Source organism: Sorangium sp. So ce1153 (assembly GCF_051521595.1).
Classification (GTDB): domain Bacteria; phylum Myxococcota_A; class Polyangia; order Polyangiales; family Polyangiaceae; genus Sorangium.
On sequence record NZ_CP150361.1, the window covers coordinates 4,293,197 to 4,310,141 of the forward strand.

General features: G+C 69.4%; 11 protein-coding genes and 1 tRNA gene. 2 read left to right on the forward strand and 10 right to left on the reverse strand.

All coding sequences use genetic code 11. The annotated features are described in order from the left end of the window. Positions 1-23: 23 nt before the first annotated feature. From WME85_RS15285 to WME85_RS15315, 7 genes are all read right to left on the reverse strand, one after another. Complete coding sequence (locus tag WME85_RS15285; protein WP_437838963.1) at positions 24-1,649, reverse strand: hypothetical protein; 1,626 nt, start codon at positions 1,647-1,649, stop codon at positions 24-26. Positions 1,650-1,725: 76 nt separating this feature from the next. Beyond that, on the reverse strand, positions 1,726-2,118 hold the full coding sequence (locus WME85_RS15290) for a DUF4150 domain-containing protein (RefSeq protein WP_437838965.1): 393 nt from the start codon (positions 2,116-2,118) through the stop codon (positions 1,726-1,728). 22 nt (positions 2,119-2,140) lie between these two features. Then, entirely contained in the window at positions 2,141-2,803 is a 663-nt protein-coding gene (locus WME85_RS15295) for a DUF3540 domain-containing protein (protein ID WP_437838967.1), read from the reverse strand. 18 nt (positions 2,804-2,821) lie between these two features. Continuing rightward, a complete protein-coding gene (locus tag WME85_RS15300; protein ID WP_437838969.1) occupies positions 2,822-3,886 on the reverse strand; it encodes a pentapeptide repeat-containing protein in 1,065 nt (354 codons plus the stop codon). Then, on the reverse strand, positions 3,873-6,536 hold the full coding sequence (locus WME85_RS15305) for a DUF2169 family type VI secretion system accessory protein (RefSeq protein ID WP_437838971.1): 2,664 nt from the start codon (positions 6,534-6,536) through the stop codon (positions 3,873-3,875). Before WME85_RS15305 ends, WME85_RS15300 begins: the two co-directional genes overlap by 14 nt. 181 nt (positions 6,537-6,717) lie before the next feature. Further along, positions 6,718-8,322, reverse strand: coding sequence for a TROVE domain-containing protein (locus WME85_RS15310; protein WP_437838973.1), 1,605 nt, complete (start codon positions 8,320-8,322; stop codon positions 6,718-6,720). Positions 8,323-8,455: 133 nt separating this feature from the next. Continuing rightward, a tRNA-OTHER gene (locus tag WME85_RS15315) sits at positions 8,456-8,588 on the reverse strand. A gap of 357 nt (positions 8,589-8,945) precedes the next feature. On the opposite strand from WME85_RS15315, the gene WME85_RS15320 reads away from it, so the two are divergent. Beyond that, on the forward strand, positions 8,946-10,037 hold the full coding sequence (locus WME85_RS15320; protein WP_437838975.1) for a hypothetical protein: 1,092 nt from the start codon (positions 8,946-8,948) through the stop codon (positions 10,035-10,037). A 150-nt stretch (positions 10,038-10,187) separates the two neighbouring features. Here the strand turns inward: WME85_RS15320 and WME85_RS15325 are convergent, their stop codons facing one another. Beyond that, positions 10,188-12,431 carry a type VI secretion system Vgr family protein gene (locus WME85_RS15325; protein ID WP_437838977.1) on the reverse strand — a complete coding sequence of 748 codons (2,244 nt, stop codon included), beginning with the start codon at positions 12,429-12,431 and terminating at the stop codon, positions 10,188-10,190. 40 nt (positions 12,432-12,471) lie between these two features. Then, positions 12,472-13,449, reverse strand: coding sequence for a hypothetical protein (locus WME85_RS15330; RefSeq protein WP_437838979.1), 978 nt, complete (start codon positions 13,447-13,449; stop codon positions 12,472-12,474). A gap of 506 nt (positions 13,450-13,955) precedes the next feature. On the opposite strand from WME85_RS15330, the gene WME85_RS15335 reads away from it, so the two are divergent. Then, positions 13,956-14,690 carry a hypothetical protein gene (locus tag WME85_RS15335; protein ID WP_437838981.1) on the forward strand — a complete coding sequence of 245 codons (735 nt, stop codon included), beginning with the start codon at positions 13,956-13,958 and terminating at the stop codon, positions 14,688-14,690. 125 nt (positions 14,691-14,815) lie between these two features. Here the strand turns inward: WME85_RS15335 and WME85_RS15340 are convergent, their stop codons facing one another. Then, complete coding sequence (locus tag WME85_RS15340; protein WP_437838983.1) at positions 14,816-16,903, reverse strand: S9 family peptidase; 2,088 nt, start codon at positions 16,901-16,903, stop codon at positions 14,816-14,818. Positions 16,904-16,945 lie beyond the last annotated feature (42 nt).

The following is a 16,945-nucleotide window of genomic DNA, read 5'->3' on the forward strand; positions in this document are numbered from 1 at the left end:
ATCACTCGACAACTGACGAAGTCCTATGGCGCGAACTTCCCGAGGAAGATGTCGGTGCCGCCGCCGTTGGGAAGCTCCCCTCTCCCGGCATCGACGGTACCCTTGACCGCCGCCGTACAGAGCACCTCCGCGAATGGTGATGTCGCGACCGCGAGCCCGGACTGGTCTTGAGCATCACCGAAGCTCTTGCTCCAGACGTGGTTTCCGTCTTCGTCGAGCTTGACAAGCGGGAAGTCGGTTCCTCCACCTGCAGAAAGATTGCGTCCGCCGAAGTTCACGGTTCCTGTCGTGCTGCCCGTGAATACGATGTTGTTGGTCTTGTCGACAGCAAGGGACGTGCCTCGTTGATCTCCCGTGGCACCGAACGACCTGCTCCAGACGTGGGTTCCAGCGCTGCTGAACTTGGCGATGAAGATGTCCTCGCCTCCGGCAGACGTGAGCGTATCGGCAGGAGAACCAAAATCTATCTCTCCTGTATAGCTCCCTACAACGATCACATTGCCCAGTGAATCGGTTTCGAGGTCGGCTCCGCGTTCACTCAGCCTGCCACCGTAACGAGCGTCCCATACGACACTGCCGTTGGTGTCGAATTTTGCCAAGAAAACGTCGCTGTCTCCTGCGCTGGTGTGTGTGACCACGCTGAATCGCTCGGTACCTACAAAGCTGCCCGTGATTACAATGTTGCCAAAGGGATCGAACACTACGCCACCTGTCGAGCGGTGTCCGATCACCTCTTCGCCACCTACTTCGCTCTCCATGAACATCTTGGTCCAGGAGAGCGACCCGTCATGACGGTATTTGGACAGCCAAAGCTGACTGATGAATCCGGATTCGCAGGGGGTGCATATCTTCTTGCCTAGAACTGCGATTTCTCCTGAATCGCTCACGGCTAACTTGGGCGCTTCCGTCGAGTCGCCGCGGTCGATGCTCGTGGCCCAGGCAAGATCACCTTCCGGAGTGACTTTGACGAGAAATATGCTCCGGTATCCACCTGGCATCAATACGGTGCCGCCGAAGTTGATATTCGAGTCGAACTCACCGGTGAGGATGATGCTTCCGGATCCGTCGAGCCCAATGTCACGGATGTCCGGGGATCCGCCTTCGCCAAATCGCTTACTCCAGAGCGGCTTGCCGGCAGGATCGAATCTTGCGAGATAGATGTCGGACCCATTGGCTGAGATTGGGCTTTCCGGATCAAATGCAAGCGTTCCTCGGAAATATCCAGCAATGACAACGTTTCCATCCTGATCGACCGCGAGTGCTGGTGCGGTCTGATTGCTCACATCTCCGAAGGTGCTCGCCCACAGGACGCAGTCACTCCCGTCGCAGTCCTCGTCCCGCGTGTCCGCACACGTCTCCGGAGCCGGCGTAATCTGTCCGTGGCACTCGCCATCGGTATTGCCTTCCCGATTGCATGCCGCCTCTCCATCCTTACAGATGCCTACTCCTCTGGTTTCGCTCGGTCCGTCATAGCAATCCACAGCCTCGCCTGGCTCGCAGGTTCCGCCTCCGCCTCCAGTCCCGGGGGACTCCGGTGAAGGAGCATCCTTGAAGTCGTCCAGTCCCAGCAGCAGACCGCATCCGGCTCCGGTCCCCACAAATGCAGTTGTGAGAATTTGGGAGCAGTGTCGCAGCAGTTGAATCCTCATAACCAAGACCCTTACAATGCAACGTGGACGTATGCCATTGCGTCGCGGTTCTTTGGCGCGCCGTACAGCCGGCTGCTCACGGCGCTAGCATCAGCACCTTCACCTGGCTCGGCGCCACGCGCATCCCCGGGCAGTTCGTGCTGTTCTGGAGCGACATGCTCGTCAGCCTGCTCGCCGGCATCCCGCGGATCAGCACCGAGAACGCCCCGGTCAGGTGCCGGCTCGGCCCCATCACCGTCCCCGACGCGACCCCCATCGCCACCCCGGCGTTGTCCCCGTTGGTCAGCGGGATCGTCGTCGCCAGGTTGTGCGCCGGCGCGGCCATGAAGAGCACGTTGTAGACCGCCGGCACCCCCATCGGCCCGGCGGCGATGTTCGGATAAGGCACGGGCACCGGCGTGGGCGAGGGCGTCAAGCACACGTCCGGCAGCCCCAGATCGATGCCCATCATCTGCGAGTTGGCAAACATCGCTTCGGTCCTTCCCTTCAGCTCACCCGAGGTGGATCTGCGCGCCGTCGAGCTTGACCAGCTCCTCGGCCGTCACGAGCGTGTTCTCGCCGCGCAGGCTCATGTTCTTCTTCGCCACATAGTCGACGCGCTCCGCGCGGAGCTGCTCGATCTCCTCGACGAAGCGATACACCCGCTTCGCTCGCTGGACCACCCGCTCGACCGAGGCGTCGAACGCCGCAGCCTTCACCTTGGCCTTCTCGATCTCGGCCTGCACCGCCGTCCCGAGGTACGACAGGCTCTCCACGAGGACGCTGCCAAGACGAGCGTTGACCTTCACCTCGCCGGCCACCACCGCGACCTCCTTGCCGGACGCGAAGGTCACGCCCTCGGCGGCGCCGACCACGAACCGCCCGCTGGGCAGCTTCACGTGCAGGTCCCCTTCGAGCACCACGCTCACGTCGCTCCCCTGGCGCTCGAGAACGGCCAGGATGTAAGCGCCGCGGTCAGGCAGCACCGAGACGAGCACCACGTCGCTCGCGATGGGCTCTACCATGCAGCTCACGGCGCGACGTGCCTCTATCTCGGTCGCACCGGAGGCCACCACGAACGCGCCGCCCGCGGCGCGCACCACGCGCCCCGCCTCCTGATAGGCAGCCTCGGGCTCGATCTTCCCCGCAACCTTCCTCGCAACGTTGTTTCGCATCACGCCTCCCGCGCCGGCTCAGCCGGCCCTGCCTCGAAGCTTGTCCTGCCAGGTCTCCGCCTCGGCGAGCGGCTCATCATCGCCCAGCGCGACCGCGCGGCTCGTGAAGATGGCGCGCTCCTCCCGCGTGCGGTGAAAGCGCGCCCGAAGGAGCGTGGCCCCGGTGAAATCCGCGCCCCGGACGTCTGCATGGGAGAAGTCGGCGTACGTGAGCTCCGCGCCCGGAAAACGGGCGCGCTCGCAGCGCGCGCGGTGCCAGATGCTCTGGTCGAGCGTGGCCGTCGACAGATCGGCGCCCCCGAGCTCGGCGTCGACGAAGATCGCCTGCCTGAGCAGCGCGCCCCGGAGGCTCGCGTCGGTCAGGTTGGCCTCGACGAAGATCGCGTTCGCCGCCCTGGCGTCGTCGAGCCGGGCGCCAGTGAGGTTCGCGCCCTTGAAGCCGCACTGGGTGATGTCCGCGCCGGTCAGGTTCACCCCGGTGAGATCCGCCTCGGTGAACTGGCTCAGCGTGAAATCGAGGCCCGACAGGTCCATCCCCGCGAACCGGCCGCCGATGAAGACGACGCTCCGGCAGCGCGCCCCGGCCAGCGCGACCGTCGTCATGTCCGCCTTGATCAGGTGCGTGAACTCCAGCCGAGCGCCCGAGAGGTCCAGGCGCGTCACGTTCGCGTCGACGAGCACCGTGCGATCCAGGTTGGCGCGCGCGAGCCTCGCGCCTGCAAGGACCGGATTCGCGAAGGCTGCGATGATCAGATCCGCCTCGGAGAGATCGGCGAACGACAGGTCGGACTCGGCGACCTGCGCCGCCGCCCAGTAGCTCCGGGCCAGCTTCGCCCGTGCGAGCACGCACCGGTGCATCGCCACGTGGTGCAGGTTGGCGCCGGTCATGTCCGCCCCCGTGAAATCGCACGCGGTGAGGATCGACTCCTTGAACGAGGCGCCCGCGAGGCGCGCCCCCTTGAAGCTCACCTGCTCGAAGAGCCCGCCGGAGAGGTCGGCTCCGCCCAGGTCCTCCCCGTCGAGGCAGGCGCCCGCGATCGTGTCGCCGCCCCGGATCGCCGCGATGAGCTCAGCCCTGTCCACGCGGCCTCCGCGGCACGAACCGCACCTCGCGGAGGTTCGCCTCGTCGAAGCTCGTCCGCTCGTCGCCGAACACCTTCGCGAGATCGGCGCGGAAGAGGTTGGCCCGGCCGAATGCGGCCCCCATGAGCTTCGCCTTCTGAAGCACGCCGAGCATCAGGTCGGCGCACGTCAGATCGGCGTCCGACAGGTCGGCGCGGATGAACCGCGCCTCTCGGGCCGCGATCCAGGCCATCCTGGCGCCGCGCAGGTCGCACTCGCTGAGATCGCTGCCGTTCAGCCGCGCCTCCGTGAAATCAGCGCCGACGAGGCTCGCCCCCCGGAGGTTCGCGCCGGTGAGCGTGGCGCCGTGGAAGTCGGCGCCGTCGAACGCGCACTCCTTGACCATGCGCAGGTTCTCCGCATGGGCGCCCCGGAACACGGCGCCTCGGCCTTCCGACGAGAAGAAGGCCGTCGAGACCAGCCGGGCGCCCGAGAGATCGACGCCGCCGAGCTTGCACTCGATGAACGTGGACCTCGAGAGATCCGCGCCTGTGAGCTTCGATCCGGCGAGATCGACCCGCAGCAACGTGAGGAGCTGCGCCAGCGCGTCGGTGAGATCGTTGTCGCGCAGCGTGGCCTCGGAGAGGTCCGCCAGGGTGAGCTCGGCGCCCCGGAACGATGCTCCCGTGAGATCCGCCTGGTAGAGCACCGCGCCCGACAGGTCCGCGCCGGAGAAGTCGGCCCCCCTGAGCTTCGCCATCCCCAGGTTCGCCTCTTCGAGCTTCGCGCCCCGGAGCTTGGCCTGGCAAAGGTCGGCGTGGGCGAGGACGGCCCGCTCGAAGCTGGCTCCCTGGAGGTCGGCGTCCGCGAGGCTCGCGCCCTCGAGCAGCGCGCCGGTGAAGATCGCGCCGTGGAGATCGAGGCCGGAGAGATCCGCGCCGGTCAGGTCGCGCCCGGCAAGCGAGCGACCCGCGCGGTGCGCCTCGACGACCTCTTCGCGGAGGCGTCGCGCGGCCTCGCCGGCGAGCCGACCAGCCGCAGGGCCGAAGTGCGCGGTTTGCCGGTACCCCTCCAGCACCTGCGCCTCCATCTCCGAGAGCTTCCGGTCCAAGGCGGGATCCGCGAGCGTCGCCTCGAGCTCGGTGTTCGGGTAACCGGCGTTCGCGAGCAGCGTCGCGAGATCCTCCAGCCGCTCGCGCTCGGCCTTCGCCGAGAACTTCGGCGGACCGGCCGCCTGCTTCATCGCCTCTTCCTGGAGCGCGTCGTAGTCCATCCCGGCCGCCGCGTAGGCCGCGCGCGCCTCGGCCTCGGCCTTCGCCCGGCGGCTCTCCGCCTCGACCCGCTCTCGCTCCGCGCGCGCCTCCAGCGCCTCCACGAAGGGTCCCAGGTCCTCGATGTCGGGGAGGGCCTCCTCCGCGGGCTCCTCGTTTCCCTCGAGGCCGAACTGCGCCGGGTCGAGCCCGAGCTCCACGACGGTCGCGCGCGCCTGCCGGCGGTTCTCCTCCGCCCTGCGCCTGGCCCCGCCCTGGAGGTTCCTCCGGAGGAGATCGTCGCTCTCCAGCAGCCTCTCGACGTCGGACTTGTCGCGCGGCGGCCGCGCTCCCGACGGGAGCAGGGGCAGGAGATCGCTGTCACGCAGCGAGGCCAGGTGCCCTGTGTCCGGGTCGAGCCGCTGCCTCAGCACCTCGCGGTAGTGATCCGCCGGCCTGGGATCGCCGAGCGTCTCGGCGCCGATCACGATCTGCAGCACGTCGGCCGCGTCGTCCTCGTCGACGAGCGCGATGCCCCGGAACAGGAGGACCCCGCGCTCGGCGTGAGGGAACAGGTGCACGGTGTCGAGGTGCATCGCCACCTCGCTGAAGCTCTCCCCGTCTCCGCCCTTGCGGTTGATGAACGCGCGCGCCGCGAGCCCCGGCAGCGCCGCCTCGATCACCGGCTTCTCCGGGTGCATGTTCTCGAGCACCATCGGCTCGTCGCCCCGGAAGAACCCCTGGATCTGCTGATCGTCCGGCGCCGCGTTGAACACGCCGAGATCGGTGTCCTCGGCGAAGCCCGGGAACCGCTCCTTCAGCCATTTCTGGTCGTAGGTGCCTATCTTGGCGAACCGCTGGGGCCACATGAGGTCGATCGGACCGAAGCCCGCGGGCGCACGCTGGTCGCCCGGCGACGTGATCAGCGGCTCAGGCATCTCGATGTTCGGAAGCGGGTGGATCTCTCCGGTGTCGGCTTCGATCGGCTGAGCGCCCTTGCCGACCGGGTTCAGCGCGAACCCCGGCCCGCCGAAGGCGCGCTCCCAGGTGATCGGCATCTCCGTGAACGGCTCAGGCTCGGTGGACGCCCCGCGCCGCCAGGTCCGGTCGCCGATGGCATAGAGGGTCTTGTCCACCGCGCCGAGCCGCGCCCGCACCGCGCAGGCCGGCGCGCGCCCGCCGCGCGGGTAAGCTCGGCCGGAGATCAAGAGCTCTCCCCTCGGCTTGGGCATCCCCATGTCGAGCACGGCGTCCTTGCCGAGCTCGGCCGCGGTGAACTTCCAGAGGTCGACCTCCGAGAGCAGGGCAGCAGGCGGGCCGAACGAGAAGAAGGCGAGGACCGTGACCGACAGATAGCAGTCGCTGCCGTCCTCGAAGACCCGGTGGAGGAGGCCGAGCTTCTGGGGTTTGATCGTCTTCATGGGGGAGGAGAGGCGCGCCGCGAGCGAGCAGGCCTGGGGCCTCGGTGCCGGTGTGAGGCGAGGCCGTGGAGCCGACCGTGGGCCATGGCTGCGGCTGGCCACGGCGCGGCGCCACTGTCATCGAGCCGTTCGCATCCGTCAATGCGGCGGCCAGGAATCCGGCGGGATTTCTGGCGCGCCGCTACTCCCGCGCCATCGCCGCCGCGAAGCGCAGGAGCCCCTCGCCCCAGCCGCCGAGGATGTACGTGCGATCGTAGAACTCGGGCACGAGCGTGTCCTGGTACCCCGCGACCTGCACCAGGAACACGCGCACGTCGCGGTGCACGCGCGCGCGGTACGCCGCGACGAGCTTCGCCACGTCGATGTAGTGTCCGTTCCACGCGAAGTCCGCGTAGTCCTTCGGGCGCTTACCGTAGAGGCCGCCGTGGCCGGCCTGCATGTCGCTCAGCACGAACACCGCGTCCCAGCGCTGCCGCTCGCGGATCGCGCGATCCCAGAACAGCCACACGCCGTTCTCGGTCTCCATGCCGATCGTGCGGGCGATCTGCTCCGCCCGGTCGAGCTGCGAGAACACGCTCTCATGCCTGCGCACCGCGAAGGTCTCCAGCCGGTCACCGAACACGCCGAGGTGCCCGTCGTCCGCGCGCATCCCGGCCACGACCCCCGTGAGGTTCGCGATCGTGGAGACGCGCATCGTCCCGAGGCTGCTCGTCGTCGTGCCCTGCGCAGACCCGCTGTTGTCGCAGAGCACCATCACCCGGCCCGGGAAGCGCGGCGCCTGGCCGAGCGACCGGTGCAGGCACTGCTCCACCGCGTCCAGCACCGGGCCCGGCGCGCAGCCCTTCACCGCCTGATAGGCGCTGTAGTACCGGAAGGGCAGCTGCTTGCCCTCCGCGGCCGTCGCGAGGAGCTTCGGCACGAACACGTCGGCCGGCACGCCCGCCTCGATGAGGTTGCGCAGGTTGCGCAGCAGGGCCATGTGGCCCATCGCCGGCAGCGCCTTGCGCCACGCGCACCGGTTCGACCCGCGGGCCGAGAGGATCGCCTCCCAGGTGCGGCCCGTCGCGCGGAGCGCGCCCCTCGCGAGGCGGTCGACGCTCGGGCTCTTCGGGTGCACGAGGTTCACGACGTCCACGGTCTTGCTCCCCTTGCCCTCGAGGCGGTACTTCGCGAGGGCGTGATCGTCGAACCGCTCGAGCGCGTCGCGGAACGCGCGCTTCAGCGCGTTCGGCACCGGCTTGCCGAACCGGTAGAGCTGGTACGCGAGGCCGACCGCCGGCTCGTCCGCGCGCTGGATGATGCGCGGGGCGAAGCGGCGCACGAGGCCCGTTCCGCGCACCGACGCGGTGTTCGCCGCGCGCACCAGGATGACCTGGGGCGTCGTGCGCAGGTGCTCCTCCTCGCGCAGGCGCGCCGCCTCGGCGAGCGTCGCCTCCGGATCGGCCGCGAGCGCCTCGTCGATGGCCTTCTCGATCAGCGCCGCCGGCGAGAGCGCGCGCCACGCGGCTGGATCCACGGCGCCGAGCGTCTCGCGCAGGCGCTTCACGTCGGCGTCGGAGAGCCCCGCGCGGCAGGCGGCCTTCCTCATCGCCTTCGTCTCCTTCACCGGACGAGGGTCCGAGGGCTCGCGGTGATAGTACATGGGCTCGCCGAAGAAGCACGACGAGGCCGCGAGGCGGAGGCGCTTCAGCGGATCGGCGATGTCGTAGGAGCGGCCGCCCATCCAGTTCAGGTGCGACGCGCCGTCACGCTGGGCCTGACGCTTGAGATGCTGAAAGAAAGCCATGATGACACCTCCTTCCTCGACGCACGCGCGGCGAGGGACCGAGAAAGGGGGCGCAGCGCGGAGGATGGTGGTCACGGTGTTGGTCGTGTCGAGACGAAGGAACCGTGACGCTCACTACCGCGCTGCGCCCTTGTGCCAGAGACGGGACTCGAACCCGCGACCTCGTCCTTAGAGGGAAGTAACCCCGGAGCTCACTGCCGGCGCTCATCGCGCCGGAGAACACCGTCCGGAGTTGTTTGCGCGCTCTACCGCTGAGCTACTCTGGCGTGGACGCTGACGGGTAATTGCAGGGAGGATGCCAACCGGCCTCGGCGGGGGAGGTCCACGGAAAGCGCCGGGAGCTGGGCTCGTGCTGCGTCGGGATGTATCCTGCTGGATAAATTCGTATACATCAGGATAGAACTGGGGGTTCCATGCGGCTGGGGCGAAGGGGAGCGCGATCGCGGGCCCTCGCGCGGCTGCGGCCGAGGCGCGCGGCTGGGGCGCGAGCGCCGGGCGTGTCTGGCCTGCTGCCTCCTCGCTGCCGCCACCGAACACGGCGGTCGCCCGGGATCGCGTGAGGGCGGGAGCTTCGTGTACAGTGTGCGCAGCGCGCCCCATGGCGCCGTCGAGCCCAGGACACGATGAGCACCGAGACCGTCGAGTTTGCTGGCATCGAGCTCCTCAGCCCGTGCCTCCACTGCAGCGCGCCGATGGCGGTCAACACGCTGACCGACCGGTGCCGCTGCTCGAGCTGTCTCACGGAATCGCCTCTGCCGGCCTCGGTCTGGGACGAGGCGCTGCGCGGCGTCGAGAAGGACGTGGTGCAGTTCGCGACCGGGTACCTGCGGCACGGCCCCGAGTGGGGCGAGGGCGGCCCTCCGCCGGGGCCTCACGTGGAGTGGCTGCGCGGCCACGACGCGCCGCCGTGCCCGCGCTGCGAGCGGCCGATGCGCCTCGCGCCGCAGGGAGGCTCCGTCTGCGCCGCGTGCGGAGCGGAGCGTGCGATCCTGCCGAAGCCGCCGTGGCTTGCGGCGAGCAGCCCCGTCCTCGGTTTCGTGAGCGACGAGCCGGCCGCGCCCGAAGAGCGCCCGCGCGCGCCCGTGAACGTCGCCTGCACGCAGTGCGGCGGCCCGCTGGTGGCGGACGGATCGAGCCGCATCGTGCCGTGCGGCTACTGCGCGGCGCGGGTGGCGCTGCCTGACGCGGTCTGGGCGGCGCTGCACCCGCCGCGTGTGAAAAAGCGGTGGTGGCTCGTCGTGTACGTCGCCGCCGATCCCCGGCGCGAGCCGGCTGATACGAAGAGCTTTACCAGGCTAGCCGAGCGGGCCTTGCAGGTAGCTATGATCCTCGCTCTCCTCGTCCCCATAGCAGGTATCATCTTTGCGTACGAGAGGCATTTGGATCCCGCACGGGCGGTTGTTGGTAGCTTGCTCTGCATCTTCAGTGTTCCATTGGCCATGTGGCTTCACGGTCGATGGCTCCACAGCCGTATTTGTCGTCCAGAGCACGAGGTGGTCGGTCGGATAGCTGGCGACCCGTCCGCCGTCGAGGTGCTTCTTACGCCGCCGGGCCAGCCTGCGGTGATATTGGCGCGCCAGGGTCTCAAATCCTCAAATGAGCTCAGGAAGCGGTTGGCCGAGCTCGGAGGGGAAAATGGCAAGATACGTGCTTGGGTGATTCCGAAAGAGCCGAAGAAGTTGCACATCGAGCTCGTGCCCTCAGTGCTGGAGTGATGCCGCCGGACACGTCGTGCCGACCCGCCGATGACTGGAAGTGGTTGGCATTGCAGGGAATGCTGCCGAGGTTTGCCATGTGACGGGCTCTCGTGTCGCTTCTGTCTCAACCAGAACGTTCTGGCGAGTGGCACGGTTTGCCCGATTCGATCACACGAACGTGACGATGCCGGCGATCAAGGTGCTCAAGCCAGACTGCCTGATGCTGCTCACGCTCTTTCCGAGCTCGGTCGGCGTATTCTGCATCCTGTAGGCGGCTCTGTCGATCTTCAGGACGCACATGTCGTTTTTGACCGTGCCGACGTTGGTGCTGAAGCCGTAGAATTTGCTTTCGAGTATGACGAACTTCTTTTCGGCGCTGATGAACGATGCCTTGCGCGTCGTCCTCTCATCCCAGGCGGCTTGCAACGTCTCCACGATGCCTTTCGTTTCCTTGTGGCTCCCCGCGTTGGTGACCTTGAACTCCGGCGCGTCGATGACGAAGCTCGGCGCCTTGATGGTGCCGCTACTGCTGAGCGTCCACTTGAGCCCCTTCGTCTCCCAGTCGAGCGCGCCCACCTTCCAGCCGACGTCCCCGCCCTCCAGCTTCATCGTCCCGAACTTGTCCTCGTGCAGCCCCTTGACCGTCGTCTCGAGCTTCTCGAAATCCTCGTCCACGGCGCCGGCCTTCGTGTGCTTCTTGCCCGCCATCTCGGTGTTCTGGCTGGCGTAGCGCTCGACCACGTCCTCGGCGGTCGTCTCCTGCTTCCCGCCGATGGTCGTCGTCAACGAGGTGTCGTAGTCCTCCTTGACCGCGCCCTCGACGTGGTCGTCCCGCTTGCCGCCGACGTGGATCTTCTGGTCGCCGCCCACGTCCACGGTCTGCTTCGCGCCGACCGTGACGAGGTTGTCGCGGTGGGCGTGGAGCTCGAGCAGCTCCTCGCCCTTCTTGTCCTCCATCATGATCTGGTTGAACCCCTCGCCCCCGGGCGACGTTTTGCTCTTCCAGATCGATCTCGTCTTCTCCGCCGGCAGCTTGAGCGGCGCGACGCTCCACGCGTTGTGCAGGCGCCCGACGACCACGGGCTCGTCCGGATCGCCGTCGAGGTAGGCGATGATGACCTCCTCGTTCACGCGCGGCAGCATCACCATGCCGTAGTCGAGCCCCGCCCAGCCCTGCGAGACGCGGACGAAGCGGGTCGGATTGCCCTCGTGGAGATCGCGGCGATCCCACCGGAACTCCACCTTGACGCGGCCGTGCTCGTCGACGTCGATCTCGTCCACGCCCGCCTTGTTGCCGACGACGAACGCGGTCTGCGTGCCGAAGATGCGCGGCTTCGGCCGGCGCGACGGGCGCCATGGATCGCGCGCAGGCACGCAGACGAGCACGTTCCGCCGCACCGGGCGCCCGTCGGCCCCTTCCGTCACCGTGCAGCGCGACCGGATCACCAGCAGCTGGCCGTTCACGTCGGCGCGCGGGTGCTTCTCGACCGTGAAGCGGCCGCCGGCGCCGAGCGCGAAGCTCGTGTGGCACTCGAACGTGCGCCGCTCCGAGCGCGCCTCGTCCAGGTACTGCCTGGCGAGCGCCTCGCCCTGCTTCTCGGAGGCCGCCGTGAACCTGTTCGTCGAGAACTCGTACCGCTCCAGCGTCGCCTCGCGGACGAACGCCTTCTGCGAGGTCTCGGCCCGTTGCTCCAGGACGTACTCCGGCTTTCTGAAGTCGTAATCCCGCACCGTGACCATCGACGCCTCGATCGACGAGGTGATCGCGATGAACGAGACCGTCGGCTCCGGCGCGCTCATCCCGGTGTCCGCCGGCGGCACGAACGGCACCCGCGGCGCGCCGTCGTCGGTGAAGGCCGTGTCCTCGGTGAGCACCCAGTCGGTGCTCCCTGACCCATGGTCGAAGTAGGAGATGAGGCCCTCTTCCGAGAGCGCTCGAAAGATGAAATCGAAGTCGGTCTCCCCGTACTGGACGCGGTACTCGCGCGCCGGCCGATCAGGGGAGGTGACGAGCGAACTCGGCGCCGGGATCCGGCCGCCATACGCCCCCACCACGACCTTGCAGACCTCGTCCGCCGTGAGGTGCTGGAAGATACGGTGATCCGCGCCCCGCGTGGTGAGCCAGAGCGGGGGCACCACGACGAGCTCGTACCGCGACACGCCGGTGGGCTCCGCCGAGAGCTGCCGCACGCGCCGCACGATGCCGTGCACCTTCTTGAGGAAAGGCTCCGTGTTGAGCTCGACGACGATCTCCTCGCCCACCACGCTGGAGAGATCGACCTCCGGATCGGTGCTCATCACGTCGAGCGTCAGCTCGAAGAGCTCGTTGAGCGCGTCCCTGTACTCGATCTGGTGGACCTCGAAGCCGGTGACTCTGGATCCGGGGAACGTCAGGCTCACGTCGATGGCCATGGTCGGGTCTCCTCGGGGCGTGCGCCGCCGGGGGCAGCGCTCATCTGGGGTCGTGCGAGCCCTTCCCGGGTGGGGAAGAGCGGGATCGGTGCTGCCAGTACAGCTCCTGCCAGCGCTGGTGCGCCGCCGGGTCGCGCGCCAGACGGTCGCGCCAGAACCTGTCCACCGCGACGCGCGCCTCGGGCTGGATGAGGCCGTACCGCGCGAAGAGAGCCTCCGCGCTGCCGGGAGCGGCGGCGAGCTCGGCGCAGAGGGTAGCGTACTGCTCCAGGGAGAGCGCCGGGACCGGCGGCGAAGCCGGGGGAGGGACAGGCGCGGCCCGAGCGCTGGACGAGAACGGCAACGGTGCCTCGGCGAGCGCCGCGGACGTGGGGTGCGTCCCGGTCAGGCTGGTGAAGCCGCGCATGCCCCTGGGCACCACGTCCGCGGCGCCAGCGGGGGTCGTGGGCTCGGGCGGCGCAGGGAGCCCGAACGGCAGCACGGGGGCGGTGGAGGCGGCGCCGGAGGCGGGCTGGGTGCCGCGGAGCTCGGCGAACCCCCGCATGCCCGGCGGAACCAGCGACGCGGGATCCGCCGGCCTCGCCGGCGGGCGGGGCGCCTCGGGTCGGCCCGTGGACGTCGAGGCGTCTGTCGCCTTGAAGGGGAGCGCCGGACCGCCGGTCGCGTGAGAGGACTGCTCTGTTCCGTGGAGCTTGAAGTGCTTCATCCCCTCGGGCACGAGGGACATCGACGACACGGCGGGCGCGGGCGTCTCTGGCGGGACGAGCGCGGAGGCGACCGGCGCAGCGCGCAGGAAGCTCGGCACCTCCGGCGCGCGGCGCGGGGCAGGCTCGCCGGTCGGCCGCGACGCGAGCGCCTCGCGCGGCCCGGGCAGCGCAGGTGCCTCCGGGCGAGCAGCGCCAGCTTCCTCTGCGGGCGCGCGCGCGCCCGCAGCCACCGAGGGGATCGCGTGAGACCGGCGTCGCAGCGCGTTGGGCGACGGGAGCATCAGCAGGCTCTTGAGCTGTTTCGTGATCATCCCTGTCGTCGGCTGCATCGCAGCGCCCGCTCTCTCCAGGCGACTACATTCATCGATGCCAGCGACAGTTATCACGGTACCGGCATATCGACGCAAGAGCGCACAGCACCGACGGGGCCGAGCTGCGTGACCGGGGTGGCGCTGCGAAAACGTGGGCGTCGGCCCGGCGCGCCCGGCTGCCGCCTGCAGGGACGTGCATTGCCGGCGCTGCCCCGTGTTCTGCTCGTGCTGGACACCACGAGGGTGCTCGTTCACGAGCTGCGCAGGCCGGCATGCGCTGCTCGTTCACGAGCTGCGCAGGCCGGCATGCGCGCCTCGACCGGGTGACCTTCGCCCCGCCATGCCCTCAAAATTCCCTCCCTTCGCTCTCGCGCGTCATGTAGAGAGCTCCGGCTGTGGCCGCTTGTTCCGCGCGCCCGCCTCGCTCTCGGCGGCGCGGCGGGCCGGGCGGTCATGGCCGGCTGCGATATGCCCTGAACGCGCCCGCGCGCGGTGGAGTTGCCCCCATGTCCGATCCCTACATCTACCAGCGCGACATCGAGGTGTACGGCCGCTTCACCGCGTCGCAGATCCAGAAGCTCGTCGTGCCGATCGACCCGGGCTTCAAGCAGGCCCTGCGCGCCGTCGCGGCGCGGCTCGACGCCGCGACCGATGCCCTGCGCAAGGCGATGACGAAGGCGACCGCCGCGGCTGTGGCCACCGCCGCGTCCGGCGTCGCGAGGAAGGGACAGGTCGATCCGGTGGCGGCGGGCCGCGAGCTGATGCGCCGTCTCGTGGAGCACGCCGCGTCGCGGCCCGGCGGGGTCGCGCTGGCCCGCGATCTCCTCCAGGGCCAGACCCTCATCACGGTGCTCCGCCGCCGCCCCGCGAAGCTCGCCGCGGCGATGGCGCACGCGCTGGAGGTGATCGAGCAGCACCGGCGCCAGCTGCCCGATCACGAGGCGTGGGCGGCCGAGATCGAGCGCGCGCGCGACGCCCTCGCGCCGCTCACGAGGAGCGTGCGCAAGAGCCGCCTCGCCCGGCGCACCATGACCCCCGAGGTGAAGGCCGCGCGCGACGAGTGGCTCAACGTCTACGGCGCCGCGAAGCTCCTCGTGGAGTGCGTGCTCCGGCTCCACGGCAAGGTGTCCCTGATGCCGGAGATCTTCGACGACCTCCCGAAGACCACCCACGCCGCCGTCGCGCCGATCAACCCTGCTCCGCGCTCGAGCAGCGACGCGCCCGCGCCCACCCTCTCATGATCGCCGCCTCACCCATCCCGAGTTGCGGAGCCTGACGGACTCCGACCCTCGCCTCGGGCCGGGCCGATCGGAGCACCCCGGCCCGACCCGCCCGACGGCCCCGCGCACGACCAGGGACGCGGCGCCTACCGCCCCCCGAGGTGCGCCCGGAAGAACCGCACCAGGTGCCCGTACTGGAGCACCTGGTTGTCCCGCTTCTGCGCCCCATGCCCCTCGTCGGGGAACAAGATGAGCTCGGACGGGATCTTCTTCGCCTCCAGCGCCCGCTGGATCTGCACCGACTCCCCGGCTGGCACGCGCGGATCCGTCACCCCCTGGATGATCAGCAGCGGCGCCTTCACCTGATCCAGGTACGTGATCGGCGAGAGCTTCATCAACGCCTCCCGGTCCTTCTCGGGATCACCGTACTCCGAGGTGCGGAGGATGCGCCGATAAGGCGCCGTGTTCTCGAGGAACGTGACCAGGTTGCTCATGCCCACCACCGCGGCCCCCGCGTCGTAGGCGCCAGCGAACATCGTCATGCCGATCAGCGCGGAATACCCGCCATAGCTGCCGCCGAAGATGCCGACCCTGGGCGGCCGGCCCTCGTGGCCGAAGCGCGCACGGACGAACTTCGCCGCGTCCTCGATGTCCGTGATCACGCCGAGCCGCTTCGCGCCGTCATCGGCGTGCAGCCACGTCTTGCCGTAACCGTCGCTCCCGCGGACGTTCGGCTCGACGAACACGAACCCAGCGTCGACGAAGATCTGCGCCCGCGCGCCGAAACCAGCCCTGACCTGGCTCTCCGGGCCGCCGTGGAAATGCACGATCACCGGACACGGCCGCTCGCACTGCGCCGGGCGGCGCACGAACATCGGTATCTGCGTCCCGTCGCGCGCCGGATAGGACTCCAGCGTGGCCGCCGCGAACGCGTCCGGCGCGACCTCGGGCATGCTGGGAGTGTGCCACTGCGTGAGCTTGCCAGTCGTCCAGTCGAGCACATGGCTCGTCGCCGGCGCCCTCGCGGTCTCCAGGAGCAGCGTCGTGTACCGGCCGTCCCGCGTCGTCGAGACCGGCACCACGTGATCGGCCGCCGGGAGCGCCGGCAGCTTCACCTCGCGGTGCGTCCTCGCGTCGAGCGCGCGGAGCCGCGTGTAGCCCCGCTCGTTCACCGTGTAGAGGATCCGCTTCCGCGCCCGATCGACGGCGAAGGCGCTGACGTCGAACGGGATCTCCGGCGTGATCGGCGTCAGCTTTCCCGCCTTCCAGCTGTAGAGCCGGCGATACTCCCCGAGCCGCGGCGTGAGCACGAGGACCTCGCCGGGCGCCGCGCCGTACATGGCCGTGTAGTCCTCGCGCTCCCCCTGCCCGAACAGCGGAGTCAGCGTCCCCGCCGCCGGATCGGCCTTCGCGGCGCCCTTCGCGGCTGGGGCCCACTCGAAGAGCTCGCTCATGTTGGAGCCCACGTCCCTCGCGAGCAGCAGGCGACCGTCGCCCGCGGCGTCGACGGCGCGCCAGATGCCCTCGCGATCGAACACGCGCTCGCTCTGCTTCGACGCGATGTCATACCGGTAGATGGCATACGCGTCCTTCTTGACGTCGTTGGCCCGGTAGTAGACGTACCGCCCGTCGTCGGAGACGCGCTGCAGCTGGGTTTGCACTCCTGGCTTGTGCTGGATGGCGAGGAGCGGACCGCCCTTGACGTCCTGCAGGTAGAGCCCGGGGTTCTCCTCGCCCTTGCGATCACGCGAGAGGACCAGTCGCGCGCCGTCCGGCGTGACGTCCTCCACCACCGTCGGATCCTCGCCGCCCGTCAGCTGCAGCGGGAAGCGCTGCGGCCCGTCGAGCCGGAAGACCTGCCTGGTCCCCGTGATCGTCCAGGTGAAGTAGAGCGCCTTGCCGTCCGGCCCCAGGACGCCGCCCCCGGGGGCGCGCACGTCGAGGAGCCCCTGGATCCGGCGCGACACGTCGTCCGGGAGCGGGGGCGCCGCGTACCGCGTCAGGATCTCGGGGGACACGCTCGCCGCGCCGTGCCCCTCGTACCCCGGCCGCTCCGGCGCGGGCGCCGGCCGCGGCGCCTCGGCAGGGGCCGCCGGCGCCGGCCGCGCGGACGCGACAGGGCCGGGCGCGGCCGGCGCGGGCGCCGATCGGGCCGGCGCGCACGCCGCGGAGAGGGCGAGGAGGGGGAGCAGCGCGCCGCCGAGGCGCGGCCGCCGCTTCGAGGAAGACGACATGTGGGACATTTCGCCGGAGCGGCCGGGCCCCGGCAAGACCAA